At 38.5% G+C, this 16027-nt stretch carries 15 protein-coding genes; 6 read left to right on the top strand and 9 right to left on the bottom strand.

What is annotated here, in order from left to right:
* Window positions 1-52 precede the first annotated feature (52 nt).
* From ABEG20_RS15050 to mutL, 4 genes are all read right to left on the bottom strand, one after another.
* Window positions 53-1165 carry an endonuclease/exonuclease/phosphatase family protein gene (locus ABEG20_RS15050; protein WP_406824112.1) on the bottom strand — a complete coding sequence of 371 codons (1113 nt, stop codon included), beginning with the start codon at window positions 1163-1165 and terminating at the stop codon, window positions 53-55.
* The gene (locus ABEG20_RS15045) at window positions 1165-2019 is read right to left on the bottom strand and encodes a rhomboid family intramembrane serine protease (protein ID WP_406824111.1); all 855 of its coding nucleotides are present in this window, start codon (window positions 2017-2019) and stop codon (window positions 1165-1167) included. Before ABEG20_RS15045 ends, ABEG20_RS15050 begins: the two co-directional genes overlap by 1 nt.
* Window positions 2012-2743, bottom strand: a complete 732-nt coding sequence (locus ABEG20_RS15040; protein ID WP_406824109.1) for a rhomboid family intramembrane serine protease — start codon at window positions 2741-2743, stop codon at window positions 2012-2014. Before ABEG20_RS15040 ends, ABEG20_RS15045 begins: the two co-directional genes overlap by 8 nt.
* Window positions 2744-2836: 93 nt before the next feature.
* A complete protein-coding gene (gene mutL, locus ABEG20_RS15035) occupies window positions 2837-4672 on the bottom strand; it encodes a DNA mismatch repair endonuclease MutL (protein ID WP_406824108.1) in 1836 nt (611 codons plus the stop codon).
* A gap of 563 nt (window positions 4673-5235) precedes the next feature.
* Here mutL and ABEG20_RS15030 point away from each other — a divergent pair.
* The 3 genes from ABEG20_RS15030 (at window position 5236) to ABEG20_RS15020 (ending at window position 9270) form a co-directional block, all read left to right on the top strand.
* Complete coding sequence (locus tag ABEG20_RS15030) at window positions 5236-6870, top strand: amidohydrolase (protein ID WP_406824107.1); 1635 nt, start codon at window positions 5236-5238, stop codon at window positions 6868-6870.
* Entirely contained in the window at window positions 6857-8674 is a 1818-nt protein-coding gene (locus tag ABEG20_RS15025) for a serine hydrolase domain-containing protein (protein ID WP_406824106.1), read from the top strand. The genes ABEG20_RS15030 and ABEG20_RS15025 overlap by 14 nt, the downstream gene beginning before the upstream one ends.
* Before the next feature lie 74 nt (window positions 8675-8748).
* A complete protein-coding gene (locus ABEG20_RS15020) occupies window positions 8749-9270 on the top strand; it encodes a hypothetical protein (RefSeq protein ID WP_406824105.1) in 522 nt (173 codons plus the stop codon).
* A 57-nt stretch (window positions 9271-9327) separates the two neighbouring features.
* On the opposite strand, the gene ABEG20_RS15015 is transcribed toward ABEG20_RS15020, so the two are convergent.
* Window positions 9328-10170, bottom strand: coding sequence for a DUF6929 family protein (locus ABEG20_RS15015; RefSeq protein ID WP_406824104.1), 843 nt, complete (start codon window positions 10168-10170; stop codon window positions 9328-9330).
* 94 nt (window positions 10171-10264) lie between these two features.
* Window positions 10265-11227 (bottom strand): isopenicillin N synthase family dioxygenase, encoded by a 963-nt coding sequence (locus tag ABEG20_RS15010; protein ID WP_406824103.1) that lies wholly within the window; start codon window positions 11225-11227, stop codon window positions 10265-10267.
* Window positions 11228-11500: 273 nt separating this feature from the next.
* On the opposite strand from ABEG20_RS15010, the gene msrA reads away from it, so the two are divergent.
* The 3 genes from msrA to ABEG20_RS14995 all read left to right on the top strand — a co-directional run bounded on the left by msrA (window position 11501) and on the right by ABEG20_RS14995 (window position 14453).
* Window positions 11501-12100, top strand: a complete 600-nt coding sequence (gene msrA, locus ABEG20_RS15005) for a peptide-methionine (S)-S-oxide reductase MsrA (RefSeq protein WP_406824102.1) — start codon at window positions 11501-11503, stop codon at window positions 12098-12100.
* Between the two features lie 130 nt (window positions 12101-12230).
* On the top strand, window positions 12231-12587 hold the full coding sequence (locus tag ABEG20_RS15000; RefSeq protein ID WP_406824101.1) for a VOC family protein: 357 nt from the start codon (window positions 12231-12233) through the stop codon (window positions 12585-12587).
* A gap of 348 nt (window positions 12588-12935) precedes the next feature.
* On the top strand, window positions 12936-14453 hold the full coding sequence (locus ABEG20_RS14995; protein ID WP_406824100.1) for a malate:quinone oxidoreductase: 1518 nt from the start codon (window positions 12936-12938) through the stop codon (window positions 14451-14453).
* A gap of 318 nt (window positions 14454-14771) precedes the next feature.
* Here ABEG20_RS14995 and ytxJ read toward each other — a convergent pair whose 3' ends face one another.
* From ytxJ to ribH, 3 genes are all read right to left on the bottom strand, one after another.
* Window positions 14772-15104 carry a bacillithiol system redox-active protein YtxJ gene (gene ytxJ / locus ABEG20_RS14990; protein WP_406824099.1) on the bottom strand — a complete coding sequence of 111 codons (333 nt, stop codon included), beginning with the start codon at window positions 15102-15104 and terminating at the stop codon, window positions 14772-14774.
* 83 nt (window positions 15105-15187) lie between these two features.
* The gene (locus tag ABEG20_RS14985; protein WP_262503181.1) at window positions 15188-15310 is read right to left on the bottom strand and encodes a hypothetical protein; all 123 of its coding nucleotides are present in this window, start codon (window positions 15308-15310) and stop codon (window positions 15188-15190) included.
* A 111-nt stretch (window positions 15311-15421) separates the two neighbouring features.
* Window positions 15422-15913, bottom strand: coding sequence for a 6,7-dimethyl-8-ribityllumazine synthase (gene ribH / locus ABEG20_RS14980; protein ID WP_406824098.1), 492 nt, complete (start codon window positions 15911-15913; stop codon window positions 15422-15424).
* Window positions 15914-16027 lie beyond the last annotated feature (114 nt).

Raw genomic sequence — 16027 nt, 5'->3', positions numbered from 1 at the left:
AATTTTTCCATCGCCATGGTTTATCCTCACGCATCAAAGATCGTATTAAACCTTAAGGCACAAACCTCAAATCGCTGCGCACCGGAAAATGATCAGATAATTTGGCCTGGGTAATCTTGTAATTTAACACTTCCAGATCTTTGGAAGTGGCTATATAATCGATCTGAAAATTAGGAAATTTGCCGTTATAGGTTTTACCAAAACCATTGCCTTTTTTGATAAAACTATTGTTTAAACCAGCTGTAATCTGCGTAACTACGTAAGATGCTGGCGTATCATTAAAATCGCCTGCAATAAGGTAAGGTGTTTTACAGGTGGCCATTTCCTTTTTCATAATATCTACCTGACCGCTACGTTTCAAAAAGGCACTTTTCAGCATCCTTAAAATTCGTTTAGATGGTTGCAGCCCGGTGTTCATCTCCTTAACCTTATCCAGGTACTCGTAATCCTGTTTTTCGAAAGAAATAGATTGAAAATGTACATTATAAACCCTCAACGTTTTCCCTTTAATATTTAAATCAGCGTAAATACTCATGTTACCGGGATAGCCCTCAACAAAAGGGATTTTACCAGAATTTTTAATGGGGAATTTTGAAAATATAGCTAAGCCCGTAGCTTCATAATCGTTTTTATTAGTGGGTAAAAAGTAATAATATTTGGTATTAAGCAGTGCCTTTAAGCTATCAACCGTATCAAATGCACCTTTGTATCGGGTAAAAAATTCCTGAAAGCAGATAATATCGGGGTTTTGGTCTTTCACTACCTTAAGCATCTTTTCTTTTACCGATTCGGTATTGTCTTCGCCATATAGTTTAAAACTGTGTACATTGTATGTCATCATTCTGATGCTATGATCTGCTTTTTCAGCACCACCTTCATCGCCACCTATAGCAAAGGTTGCTTTTAAAGTTTTAGCACCAAGTGCAATAATCAAAATGGTAGCGATAGCAAAAATCCATTTTTTGCTTAAAAACCACCAAACCAGGAAGATAATATTGGCGAATAGGACAAAGGGATAGGCAAGTCCGAAAAAAGCAATAATGGCGTGTTTTCTTGGATCCATATTTCCGGCCAGCACACCTAAAAGTAAAGCAATTGCCAATAGAACAGCAATAGGCAAGAGGAGTTTATCCAGGAAATTGTATTTCTTCTTTTTCGTGGCCATTAATCTTTACTTGCCTTAAATAGTTTTTCCTTTTCTACAGTTGTTAATTTATCGTATCCCGAAGTTGATATTTTATCTAAAATGGCATCTATTTCCTGTTGTGAAACACCGCCTTTGAATTCGGGTTTTTTAACAGGTTTTTCATTTCGCACTACCTTTAATTTTGGTTTGCGCTCAAACACTTTGCTCCAATCTCTTCCGTTCTGCAAACTTTTAATGAAGGTGAAGCCTAAAAATGCACCGCCAATATGCGCTAAACTTCCACCAGCATTTATGGAGCCTATCGCAATAAAATCGAGAATAAAATATACAATCGCAATCCATTTAATTTTAACCTCACCAAAGAAAAGCAGCATGATACTGTAATTGGGTACCAGTGTTGCTGTAGCAAAAATAATGGCCATTACAGCGGCCGATGCGCCAATAATAGTTACACCAGCTAATCCATCAGCATAAACAGGGAATATATTTAATGCAGCAAGGGCAAACAAACCGCCAAACAAGCCGCCTGCGAGGTATACAAAATGAAACTGCCTGCTTTTTAAGAAATTCATAAATATGTTGCCGAACCAAAATAAGCCAAGCATGTTAAACAAGACGTGGAGAATTCCGTCATGAAAAAACATATAAGTAAATAGAGTGTAAAAACGTTCAGGTAATTTCGAAATACTGGCAGGCAGGCCTATATATTCCCTGATCCATAAATTAGCATCAATGGGAATCCGGCCAAAAAATACAATCAGCCCAATAATAGCGGTAACCAAAAACAGGATGACATTAATCCCAATGTAAAAAAACAGCGGGTTGCCCGATTGAAAAACCTTGTATTTTAAATCTTTGAAAGTATTATTCATAGAGTGTATAAAATGTATCGTTTTTGTCTTTCCATATTTTAACCAGTATAAAGCCAATTAAGGCACCACCCAGGTGTGCATAATGGGCGATTGAATCGCCTTCAAACTGGGCAACACCCAAAGATAACTCTACTAAAATATAAATGGGTATAATATATTTGGCTTTTACCGGAACCGGAATAAACATAATGAGTAATTCTGCATTAGGATAAAGCATCCCAAAAGCAACCAATAAACCAAAAATAGCACCCGAAGCGCCAACCATGCCGCCAAAGTAGATACTTCTAAGGGTAACTGCCTGCGCCATGGAAAGTTGTGAAGTATTAAATTCGCCCTGAAATAATGCGCTAAGGTTTATCTTTCCATTATTGGTGGCGCTGCCTATAATCTGGTGTACCTCGTAAGCCTGTACTGCCCACTGTAGTGCCAGTGCGCCCAAACCGGTAATAAAATAAAAGATAATAAACTTTTTGCCGCCCCATCTCGATTCAAGAATGCTTCCAAAAGAATATAATGCAAACATGTTAAAAAAGATGTGCGCTATGCCGCCATGCATAAACATGTAGCTAATGGGCTGCCATACCTCAAACTTCGGAGAATCAAAATAATATACCGCTAACCGGTCATCTAAGTGGAGCGTGGTGAGCAGGTAACTGGCAACGAAAAATAAAACGTTAATAATCAGTAGGTTTTTTACTACCGGTGGAATATATATGTTATTCATTTAATTTTTTTCTTGTTTTTAAGCGGCAAAGTTTAATTTTCAATTGTTTTCCCTAAACCCTAAACCCTAAACCCTAAACCCTAAACCCTAAACCTATTTCTCAAACTTCTTATCCAGTTCTGCCAGGGTAATGGTTTGGATAATGGGTTTGCCAGTTACGCTAAAGTTAGGCGTTTTACAGGCAAAAAGCTCATCAATCAAAGTATTCATTTCCTCCTGGCCAAGGCTTGTTCCTGCTTTTATCGCACTGTTTTTTGCCAGGCTTCGCGCAAGGCTATCGCGTTTGCTCAGTTTTAGCTCCTGTTGCGAGTTTTTAAAGCCCTCAATCAATTGCTCAAATAATTGCGTTTCGTTAATATTGCTGCTGCCCAGATCAACCGGAACACCTTCTACTACCAACGTATTTTTTCCAAATTCCCGTACATCGAAGCCCAAACTTTTTATATCGTCCAGTAAACTTTTGGCCAGTTCAAAATCCTGGGCATTCAGTGTAATGGTTTGTGGAAATAAACTCTGCTGCGATGCACCTTTGCGGTCATCAAGATGTATGAGAAAACGTTCATAAAGGATCCGCTCATGGGCCATTTGCTGATCGATTACCATCAAGCCCGACTTGATCTGTGAAACAATATAACGGTTATGCAATTGCATGTACTGCTTTTGCTTGGTTTCTAAAACAGTCTCATCCGCATAAATCGAAGTTTGTTCTACAACTGGTTGTTCGGTGATATCGTAAAGCGAACCCCAGTTTTTGGCACTTGGTTTTGCGTCATAGTTTCGTGGCGAGGTAGCGTAACCAGAGGTAGAACTGCTATCGCTGGCAAATGGATTAAAATCAGGATTGAAATTAATGCTCGGTGGTACAATATCTTCAACTGCTTTATGCGTAATCATGTTGCTAAAACCAGTTTCCTGATCAAAATCTAAAGTTGGGGAAATATTATACCGGCCAATGGAACGTTTTACCGCCGATCTCATGATCGCGTAAATCGACTTTTCATCAAGATATTTGATCTCCGTTTTGGTAGGGTGTACGTTTACATCTATTTTCGATGGATCAATCTCAATAAACAACACGTATAGCGGGTAACTATCATCAGGCAATAACTCTTCGAAAGCAGAACTTACCGCGTGGTTTAAATAAGGATCTTTAATAAAACGGTTATTTACAAAAAAAAACTGCTCACCCCTGGTTTTTTTTGCAAAAGCAGGTTTACCGATGTATCCTTTTAAGTTAATAATAGTGGTTTCTTCCTCAACAGGAACCAAACGTTCGTTATAGTTATTGCCAAAAAGATGAACGATACGTTGTTTTAAATTGCCCTTAGGAAGGTTGAAAATTTCAACCCCATCGTGGTGAAGACTAAAAAACACACCTGGATGTGCCAATGCTACACGCTGAAATTCATCCAGGATATGGCGCATTTCTACCGGATTGCTTTTAAGAAAGTTTCTTCTGGCCGGGGTATTAAAAAACAGGTTTTTAATCGAAATCTGCGTTCCTGGAGAGGTCGCTACAGGTTCCTGATTGGTTACCTGTGCACCTTCGATAGAAATACAGGTGCCGATTTCATCTTCATGCCTGCGGGTTTTCATTTCTACCTGCGCAATGGCCGCAATAGAAGCCATGGCCTCGCCACGGAAACCCATGGTACGGATAGCGAATAAATCTTCTGCTTTTTTTACCTTTGATGTAGCATGGCGTTCGAAACACATCCTCGCATCGGTAACGCTCATTCCACAGCCATTATCAATAATCTGAATCAATGCCTTGCCGGCATCTTTTATTACCAGTTGAATTTTATCTGCGCCTGCATCTATCGAATTTTCAAGCAATTCTTTTACTGCAGAAGCAGGTCGTTGAACAACTTCTCCGGCAGCAATCTGATTGGCAACAGCATCGGGCAATAAGTGAATAATATCAGTCATGTATTAAGGCAAAGTGAATTCGCTAAATTATGCAAAATAAGCTTAAAGAACCCGATTTGTTTAAAACTCAACACATAAATGACTGTAGGTAAATAGGATTGAATTGCTATATGTCATTCTGAATGCAGTGAAGAATCTTTGTCAGGAACAATTTGTTATTCCTGCCGAGGTTTTGTTTTTTGAAAAGCAGGTTCCTGTGTCAATCGGTTCTGGTAGTCCTGCTGTACACTATACTTTTGGCTCCCCTTCGACTCCGCTCAGGGTGACAGCCAAAAAGGTGCCTTTCCCACCAGGTTTATTTTACACAGGCCTGCCTCTCTGAACTTAGTGAAGGATTTTCTGCCGGTTAATGGCATTTAATCAGCTCAAGCTATATTTTCCGTGCTTCTGTGTTTCTGTAGCAAAAAAACGGCCATAAGACTTTGGAAAAAAACGTGGGCATCTATGGCAAAAAAAACTAATTATCGCTAGTCTTAGCAATAACGCTAAAACCAAAAGCACAAATCCTTTCTGTAAAACTGAATTTACAAGTCCAAATGCTTTAATTTTCTATCTTTATCGGTATGAAATCCATTCTATACAGCCTCTTTCTGGCTTTACTGTTCACTTCATGCTCCAAAAAAGAAGCAGTTGATATTATTGTTTACAATGCCACGGTTTATACCGTTAACAGTAAGTTTGATACAGTTGAAGCTTTCGCGGTAAAAAATGGAAAAATCATCGCGCTGGGTAAAAGTGATGAGATAAAAGGTAAATATACTGCCAATGAAGAGGTTAATGCCAACGGGAAAGCTGTTTATCCTGGTTTTATAGATGCACATGCCCATTTTTATGGTTATGGCCAAAGTTTGCAAACAGCCGATCTGCGGGAAACCAAATCGTGGGAGGAAGTGATTGCCCGTTTAACTGATTTTGCCAAAACGCATCCTGATGGTTGGTTGATTGGAAATGGCTGGGATCAGAACGATTGGGAAAATAAAGCTTTCCCAACCAATGAAAAGTTAACCGCTCTTTTTCCGGGTCGACCGGTGTTTTTAAACCGGATTGATGGGCACGCAGCCATTGCGAACCAGAAAGCATTGGATGATGCCGGAATTAAAAGTGAGCAAAAATTGGCAGGTGGCGATATGCTTACCGAAAATGGAAAACTCACCGGTGTGTTAATTGATAATGCTGTAGCTTTAGTAGAACGTAAAATCCCATCACCGGATGCTAAGCTGGCCGAAAAAATATTTTTAGATGCACAAAAAAACTGTTTCGCTGCTGGCTTAACCACCATTGATGATTGCGGCTTAAGTTACCTGGCTGTAGAATTTATCGAAAAACTGCAGCAATCGAATAAACTGAAAATGAGGCTTTATGTAATGCTTTCTGATGAGCCTGATAATTATAAATATCTTTTTAACCGTGGCCCAATTAAAACCGATCGGTTAAATGTTAGGGCTTTTAAGGTTTATGCCGACGGTGCTTTAGGTTCGCGAGGCGCTTGCTTGTTACACCCTTATAGTGATATGCCAAATAAAACGGGTTTTCTGTTGAGCAATCAAAAACATTTTGAAGAGGTTGCTGCAAAAATTGCTGCCAATCATTTCCAGATGTGTACACATGCCATAGGAGATTCGGCAAACCGCATAATCCTGAATATTTACAATAAAATTTTAAAAGGTAAAAATGATCAGCGCTGGCGGATTGAACATGCACAGGTAGTTAATAATAAAGATTTTGACCTGTTCGGGAAAGCCAGTATCATCCCTTCCGTGCAACCTACACATGCTACTTCCGATATGTACTGGGCCGGGCAGCGTTTAGGTGCCGAAAGGTTAAAAAGTGCTTATGCCTACAAACAATTGTTAAAACAAAATGGTTGGATTCCCTTGGGTACAGATTTTCCTGTAGAAAACATTAATCCGTTATTAACGTTTTATGCAGCAACAGTGAGAGCAGATGCAAAAGGTTTTCCAAAAGGAGGGTTTCAGCCAGAAAACGCCCTGACACCAGAAGAGGCCTTACGCGGAATGACCATTTGGGCAGCAAAAGCCAATTTTGAGGAACACGAAAAGGGTAGTTTGGAGAAGGGCAAATTAGCCGATTTTGTGATGCTTGATCATGATGTTTTGAAATCAAACCCACAAAACATATTAAAAACCAAAGTTTTAAAAACCTATCTGAACGGAGAAAAAGTATATGAAGCGAAATAGATTGTGTATCCTGGCTGTAGCATTTTGCTGCAATGTTTTATGTTTAATGGCTTGCGCACAGGATCATACAGCGAATGAAAAAAAACTGGCTGTTGCCAATGCAATTGCTAACACAACAGTATTGTTAAACAATCAGGATGGGATTATTCCTTTAAAATCATTAGAGAAGAAAAATATTGCGTCAGTAAGCCTTGGCTTTGCCTACAGTAGCATTTTTGATAGTTTGGCCAATAAATATGATAAAATCACTTCATTTTCTGCCAACTCTTACAAAGATAGCCTGAATTTGAATGATTTAGAGGATGACCTTAAATATTTTAATACTATCTTAATTGCTATTGATGATCAAAATGTAAGTAAAGCCAGATACATTAACTTTATTAATAATATCAGTAAAAATAAACAGGTAGTTATTTCTTTTTTTGGTAACGGACCAGGTTTAAAATCATTTGATCTGTTAAAATCACCAATTGTATGGACCGGTCAGAACAATGCAGATGCGGCAGCCATCGTACCTCAATATATTTTTGGAGGTATGGCAGCTTCAAATAAGTTAACCACTGCTTATTCTGCCCGTTATACTACGGGTGCCGGTTTTATCACCACTGCTACGCGATTAAAGTACACCGTACCCGAAGATGCAGGTTTAAATTCGAACAACTTAAAAGAAATCGATGCCATTGCTGCCGAAGCGATAGCACAGAAAGCTACCCCGGGACTGGTGGTTTTGGTCGCTAAGGATGGGAAGGTGATTTTTAATAAGGCTTATGGCACTCACACCTATGATACCAACGTGCCGGATAAGGTAACCGATATTTTTGATCTGGCTTCAGTAACCAAAATAACGGCCACCACACCTGCGGTAATGCGTTTGTTCGAAGAAGGAAAACTAAAGCTAGACACCAATATTGGCGCTTATATTCCGAAAGCGCGCACTACCCCAATGAACAATATCCAGGTGCGCGAGGTAATGTTACACCAGGCTGGTTTTATCCCCTACATTCCTTTTCATGATTATGTGAAAACCGGCGATTACAGCAGAGATTCATCTGCAGCATATCCAACAAAAGTAGCCGATAACTATTATATTAAAAAAGGCTTTTTTAAAGATTTTATGTGGCCAAAAATGCTTAATTCGCCAATAAGAACACGTGGTAAATATGTGTACAGCGATATCAGTATGTATGTAATGAAAGATATTGTAGAGCACATCAGCGAAGAACCGCTAAATCAATATACTTACGAAAACTTTTATAAACCATTGGGCATGCAAACCGCAGGTTTCTTGCCGCGCAACCGTTTCAAACCAGAGCAGATTATTCCAACGGAAATGGATACCTATTTTAGGAAAACACTTTTAGTTGGTTACGTTCACGATCAGGGGGCAGCTTTGGCTGGTGGTGTATCTGGCCATGCAGGTTTATTTGCCAGCGCCAACGATCTGGCCATTATTTACCAGATGCTGTTAAACCGCGGTACTTATGGTGGGGTGGAGTATTTCAAAAACTCAACAGTAGATCTGTTTACGTCTAAACAATCAAATGTAAGCCGCAGGGGTTTGGGTTTCGATCGCTGGGACCCGGATAGTACCAAACATTATCCTTCTGATCTGGCTTCGCCACAAACTTATGGGCATACGGGTTATACCGGAACCTGTGTTTGGGTAGATCCGTCACGTGGTTTGGTTTATGTGTTTTTGTCAAATCGTGTTAACCCTACCGTTACTGATAAACTTTCTAACCTGAAAATCAGGGGTAGGATACAAGATGTGGTAAACAAAGCAATTGACGAATCGAAGAAATAGAATCAGCTGTAATCATTGATCAGGATTATTTTTATTCTTAATTTCAGAACACAAACCTAGAAACGCTTAATACTATGAAATTAATTAAAACATTAACTTTTTTATTGCCTTTTTTGGCAGTGATTTCAATCGCAAATGCACAGCAGATTAAAGACGGAGAAACCGTAAATGTAAACGGAATTGCTGTAACCTATTCTGTTACCAATAAAGAAAAGCTGACCATAAAAGACCAGGATTTCGATCGCTACAAAGTTTTAGCTTCTATAAAAAACAATACGGGCAAATCTTTTAACATCCGTTTGGCCAGTTCATTGGATCTGTCGGGTATAAATAGTTCGAAAATAATAGAATTGGATTGTGTGAATGCCACAGGCGCGAGGTTAACCTCAAAAAAGGTTCAGGTGAGCATGAAAAGCCATTTAATTAATGTCACCTATCCTACAAAAGATAAAGACGGAAAATTAACCACAGCGATTCTTCCGGTTACAGCCGGATACTACTTTGATGAAGGACAGGTAATTGAAAACGATGCAATTTTTATTGTGCCTGCTGGAGAAGTGCCGCAGGTTACGGTAAGGAGTTTGCTGAAAAATTAAAATTTAGAGTTGTCAGCTTTGCTCACCTGCTTGCTGGAAAGTTGGCAACTCTTCTACCTAGAAATTGATTGCCAGTTTATAAATAACCGTTTTAAGTTCATCGGTATCGCGGTCTTCACACAAAAGAAATGTAATTGTTTGTTCATTTTGTTGAAGTAGTGTAAGGCCTTCGAGCTTATGCCTGCCTGAGATTTTATTGCTAAAAGTTAGTTTTAGGCTTTGCAGGTTAATGCTGCCAATAAAACTGCCCAAAATTTCTCCATCAGCATAAGTAGATTTGGTATCCTCTGCTGTGGCAATGAAAAATATTTCATTTTTAACCAGGGTAGCATCAGTAAAAGATGATTCTACGTGATCCATATTTGCGAGCTTAAAGCGGTTAAATTTAATCCATTCGGCTTTGGTTAGATCGGTCCCTTCAATTTTAAATATGCCATTCTTGGCATCGATCCCGTTGCCGCGATTAAAAAGCAACCACGTTTTGCCTGTGAAAATTGCACCTTCCAGGTTAAAATTCTCATCATCTATTTTTGCAGCTGATTTCAGGTTTCTGTAAGTTTCTGTTAAATCTGTCTGAATAAGTTTATGCGTTTTCAGGTCAAATTCGATCATCAGGTTTCTTTTAGGGGTAGAACCCGAACCTAAAATGTAGAGTTTATCTCCATGTTGACAAAGGATTTCGAAATCAGGTTTTAAGGATTTAGGGATATTTTCTAACTGATTAAGTGATCGATCAAATAAGATCTGAATTTTCTGCAGCTTCCTGGTTTTGATGTTATATTCGTTCAAATAGCCACTATTATCGCCAATGATATACAGTAAATCTTCCTGAAGGAACAAGCCTGAGGCAGAACCAATCCCATCAATCTCGGCGAAAACTTCTAATTGTGTAGCATGCATATTTCAAAATAACAAAAAAGCACCGGTTTTAGCCAGTGCTTTTATTTAATTGCGATTCGCTAGAGACTCAAGACTGAGGACTCAAGACTCCGAACTATTTCTTCAATCCAATTTCTCTTAATCTTTCATCTAAATACTCTCCGGCAGTCATATCACTATAGGCTTTAGGGTGTTCCGCATCAATAGTTGATGGTAAACTGGTTAAATCCATATCACTGCGCGGGTGTAGAAAGAATGGAACAGAGTAGCGCGAAGTTTTCATCAATTCGCGAGGTGGGTTTACCACACGGTGGGTGGTCGATTTTAATTTGTTATTGGTTAAACGCTGTAACATGTCGCCTACATTCACTACGATATCGGTGTGATGCGCTTTAATGGGCAGCCACTCATTGCTGCGGGTCAATACCTCAAGGCCATCAGCGCTGGCACCAATTAATAAAGTGATCAGGTTAATATCTTCATGTGCGCCTGCACGTACCGCGTCATCAGGAATGGTTTCCGGATTTTCGATCGGGAAGTAATGGATGCCCCTCAAAATAGAATTTCCGTTGTGAACATGTTTATCAAAATAATTGATCGGCAATTCTAAATAAGTAGCAATGGCACGTAATAAATGCGTTCCGTTTTCTTCCAGTTTTTTATAAATGTCGCCCGTTACTTTATTAAATTCAGGTAGTTCCTCTAAAATTTCATTGTCAGGATATTCGTTTTTAACCGGGTCGCCGTCAGTAACTTCCTGACCAATTTGCCAGAATTCTTTCAAATCCGGAGTTTTAGCGCCTTTTGCTGTTTCTTTACCTGCACTGGTATAACCACGTTGACCAGCCAGTTCCGGCTTTTCATATTTTCTTTTCGTCTCAACTGGCAAGGAGAAAGCAGCTTTAATATTTTCATAAAGCTTATCAATTAATTCCTGGCTTAAACCATGGTTGGTAATGGTAACAAAACCCGAATCGTTAAAAGCCCTGCCTAGTTCATCAGAAAACTTTTTACGCTCTTCTTCAGAACCATTGACGTAGGAACCTAAATCTAAACAAGGAATATACGGTGTAGACATAATTTTAAATTTTAATGTTATACGAATTTAAAAAAGAATTGTTAATAAGTGCATTTGGCTGTTAAAATAGCTGTTTAATAATTTGTTAATCAATTTTTTAAGTTATTAACATTAACAGCGAAATCAACAAATTGTTGTTATTGTCATACAAAACCCATTATTAATTTGATGCAAACTACAGCCTGTTTTTTTGCGTATAATTAGATGTAAATAATTCAATTTACCTGTAAGGTTTAAGGATTATTTTCAACTGATAAATAAAAACATACATACATGAAAAAAATAATTTTAATTCTACTGGCTGTATTGGCGCTAAACCAGTCCAATGCACAAGGGAAAAAGACAGAGAAAGCCACTTTCGGAATGGGCTGTTTTTGGTGTACCGAAGCCATATTTCAACGTTTAAAAGGGGTGATTTCGGTTAAGTCAGGTTACGAAGGTGGTACTTTAAGCAATCCAACTTATGAAGAAGTATGTACGGGGGCTACCGGGCATGCCGAGGTTTTAGAAATTACCTATAATCCTATGGTCATTTCGTACGATGATTTATTAGAGGTTTTTTGGAAAAGTCACGACCCTACAACCTTAAACCGTCAAGGGGCAGATAGTGGTACACAATATCGCTCTGTAGTTTTTTACCATACACCTGAACAAAAAATGCTGGCTGAAAAATATAAAGCAGAATTAAACAAGACCAATGCTTACGGCAAAAAAGTAGTTACCGCTATTGAAGCTGCCAAACCTTTTTATGTAGCTGAAAATTATCACCAGAACTATTTTAATAAAAATGGAAGCGAGCCTTATTGTAGATTGGTCATCCAGCCTAAAATAGATAAACTGGAAAAGATATTTAAAGCAAAACTTAAAAATTAATAGCGGATATTGTATCATCAAGTATATTTTGATTAGAATTTGTCATATTGAGCCTGTTGAAACGTTAGAACATTTTAAACACGTCCTTCAACAGGTTCCCGATTGACAGCAATATTTTAACAGTTTTCCTATGGTAAAAAGAATCGTGCTAAATATTGACACTCAGAAAATTAGTGATGCGGCGATTTTTTATCAGGATATTCTCGGCCTTGACCTGATGATGGATCATGGCTGGGTTGCAACTTATGGTGCCACAGGTCAAAAGATGGATGTACAGATCAGTTTTGCTTCCGAAGGCGGATCAGGTACACCAACACCAGATTTATCTATCGAAGTGGAAAATGTTGATGATATCGCGGAAAGGATAATAGCTGCCGGATTTCCTATCGAATACGGTCCTGCAGATGAACCTTGGGGCGTTAGGCGTTTTTACACCAGAGATCCCTTTGGGAAATTGATTAATATCCTAAGCCATATGGCAGTCTAATTTTTTGATAAAAGCTATATACAAGTATCTTCTGGTAAAATATTTTTGGTTCCCCTTCGATCTTAATATTTATTGAAATTTGAATTTACACTTCGTTTCGATGCAAAATAAGAAATATTTTTACCGTATGATCAATGTGATTAGCAAATTTATAATCATCTTTTCGTAACGAGTGGACACCTTTTTTGCTTGTAACTGATCTAAGAGTTTTTTTGGATTAAAATTTGATCATAAGTTGTTGCGGAACAGAAAATATTTCTAATTTTTGGGCAATTTTTTAAGATTTAATGACTGAAAATTCGTGCTATGTTTAAAATCATTCTAAATTTGTAACTCCTTTAAACTAAGATGACAAAAAAGAAAAAGACAGTTGGCAAAACTGACGCTGATGTAATTTTGATAGGGGCTGGCATCATGAGTGCGACCCTTGGTGTTTTATTAAAACAATTAGAGCCGAATTTAAGCATAGAAATTTACGAACGTTTAGATATCGCGGCTGCAGAAAGTTCTGATGCATGGAACAATGCCGGAACAGGGCATTCCGCTTTTTGCGAATTAAACTATACGCCCGAAAAGAAAGATGGCACTATCGAGATAAAAAAGGCTGTTCAGATTGCAGAACATTTTGAGGTTTCTAAACAATTTTGGTCATATCTGGTAAACAGGGGACTGGTTTCTGATCCTGGCAATTTTATCCGCAACATTCCTCACATGAGTTTTGTTTGGGGTAAAAAGAACGTAGAATACCTTAAAAAACGTTACGATGCATTAACAGCATGCGATCTGTTTAGCGACATGCAATATACAGAGGACGCTGAGCTTGTAAAAAGCTGGGCACCATTAATTATGGATGGCCGTAAAAAAGGTGAAAAAATTGCGGCTACAAAAATGGACTTGGGTACCGATGTTAACTTTGGCAGTTTAACCCGAGATATGTTTAACCATTTAAAGGAAGAAAGCAATGTTAACCTGTATTTCAACCACGAAATCCGTGATCTTAAAAAGAATAAAGATGGCAACTGGATTGTAAAGGTTAAAGATCTGGAAAGCGGAGACAAACGCAAACGTGTAGCCAAATTTGTATTTATCGGTGCCGGCGGCGGTTCATTACCATTGTTAGAGAAATCTGATATTCCTGAAGGAAAAGGTTTTGGCGGTTTCCCGGTTAGCGGACAATGGTTAAAATGTACCAACGAGGAAATTATCAGAAAACACCACGCTAAAGTTTACGGTAAAGCTGCTGTTGGTGCGCCACCCATGTCGGTACCGCACCTGGATACCCGTATGATTAATGGTAAGCAGGCATTATTGTTTGGACCTTATGCAGGTTTTTCTACCAAATTCCTTAAAAATGGCTCGTTCCTGGATTTACCAAAATCGATAAAGCTTAATAATATCCGGCCAATGATTTCGGCAGGCTTACATAATCTCGATTTAACAAAATATTTAATCGAACAGGTGAGGCAATCGCCGGAAGATAGATTAGAGGCCCTGAAAGAATATCTGCCAACTGCCGAATTAAAAGATTGGGAACTGGAATATGCAGGCCAACGCGTTCAGGTGATTAAAAAGGATGAGAAACAAGGTGGTATTTTAGAGTTTGGTACTGAAGTGGTAAGTGCTGCTGATGGTTCTATTGCAGCCTTATTGGGTGCATCTCCAGGGGCTTCAACAGCAGTTTCTATTATGCTCGACTTGTTAAGCCGTTGTTTTGCCGATGATTTGGCCACTGATGAATGGCAGGCAAAAATCAAGGAGATGATTCCTACCTATGGAAAATCACTCGCTCAGGATGCTGAATTGTGCAAAGCAACCAGAACAAGAACATCGAAGGTGTTGAAAATAGAAAACACAGTAGTAGCTTAGGCTATAACCAATATGAATTTTTTAAGGTCTCGGTGTATATCGGGACCTTTTTTATGGCATCATAGGACTGTGTCTGCACAAACCGAAATCTGATCAATAATCAATTGGTGTTTCACGAAACGTTCCTACGGAACGACACATTAAAAAATGAGCGGCTTTTTCGTTTCATAGTAACGTTTTGTGCTTTTCTACCGTATACGCGTGGTCATAAATCTACCGCAACCGATGAAAAACCGAAAGTTGCTTTTCTAAAAAAACACCAACCACAAAAAAGGGTATCCAATGCTTGGATACCCTTGTCTGAAATCTTTTTTATCGTTAAGCAGCAATTACTTCTGCAACTTCATCGGCAGAAATATCGCTATGCGAGGCTTCCAATACGCAATCACCATTTTTAATTAATAAAATCTGCGGCGATTGATGAGCTACCTGAAATACTTCTGCAATTTTGTTCGAAATGTCGCGATAGCTGATTAAATCTAAAAAGTAAAGTTTTGTTTCTGCCGGAATAACATCCCAATCAAATTCAAAGTTCTTTTTAGCCATTAAACTAATGGAGCATCGTGTACTGTGTTTAAAAATAAGACTAAAACCGCTTGCATTCTTGATCTCGTCAAGCTGTTCTATTGAAGTTAAGTTAACCCAAGTCATGATATTTATGATATGATTTACAGAATAACAATTGCAGTTAAATAAAGTTCTGCAAATGACCTGAAAATGAAAAATGAGATAGATTAATTTCTTCTGCGTCTTCCTTCAGGATAAGATCCGTAAGCCGGGCAAAGCTTAGAAGAACAGGATTCTAAAATGGTAATGGTGCAAAACACCGCCAATAATAAAATGGCTACTTTTTTCATCTGTTTAAGTTTGTTTCAATGGTAATGAAGCGATCATGAACTAGTCCTGATGTTTCATTTAATCTGATAATTTTAAACCCCTAAGTTACAAATAATTATTAAAACGCAAGTTTAAATCTGCGCAGAAAAATCAGCCATTTTAATGGCTGTAATTGCAGCCTCATCACCTTTATTGCCATGTTTGCCACCCGCACGATCTTGGGCTTGCTCCAGGTTATTGGTGGTTAAAACCCCGAAGATAACCGGTTTGCTGTATTTGATGCCAACGTTGGTTATCCCCTGCGCTACAGCATCACAAATAAAATCGAAATGTTTCGTGTCGCCCTGGATTACGCAACCTAAGCAGATTACAGCATCTATATCTTTTCTTTTGCTTAATAAAATTTCTGCACCACCTGTTAATTCGAAACTCCCCGGCACGGGCAAAGAAATTATATTTTCTTCAGCAACGCCATTGGCTAACAGGGTTTCTAATGCGCCGTTGTATAATGCACCGGTAATTTCAGCATTCCATTCGGCTACAATAATCCCAAATTTATAGTTTGCACCGCTCGGAACTGTAGTGTGAGAAAAATCAGATAGATTTTTTAATTGTGTTGACATGGGACAAAGATAATGTTATGCTTTGAATGTTAAAAACGTTAATGTTTACGGCTTGCCACATTTACTCAGGTAATCGTTAGATTAGCATTATAAACAGCTAAAATTTTCAAGGCT

It is taken from the genome of Pedobacter sp. KACC 23697 (assembly GCF_045348445.1).
In the GTDB taxonomy this organism is placed as follows: domain Bacteria; phylum Bacteroidota; class Bacteroidia; order Sphingobacteriales; family Sphingobacteriaceae; genus Pedobacter.
Note: the sequence above shows the minus strand (reverse complement) of the source record. Positions and strands in the feature narration are given on the sequence as shown.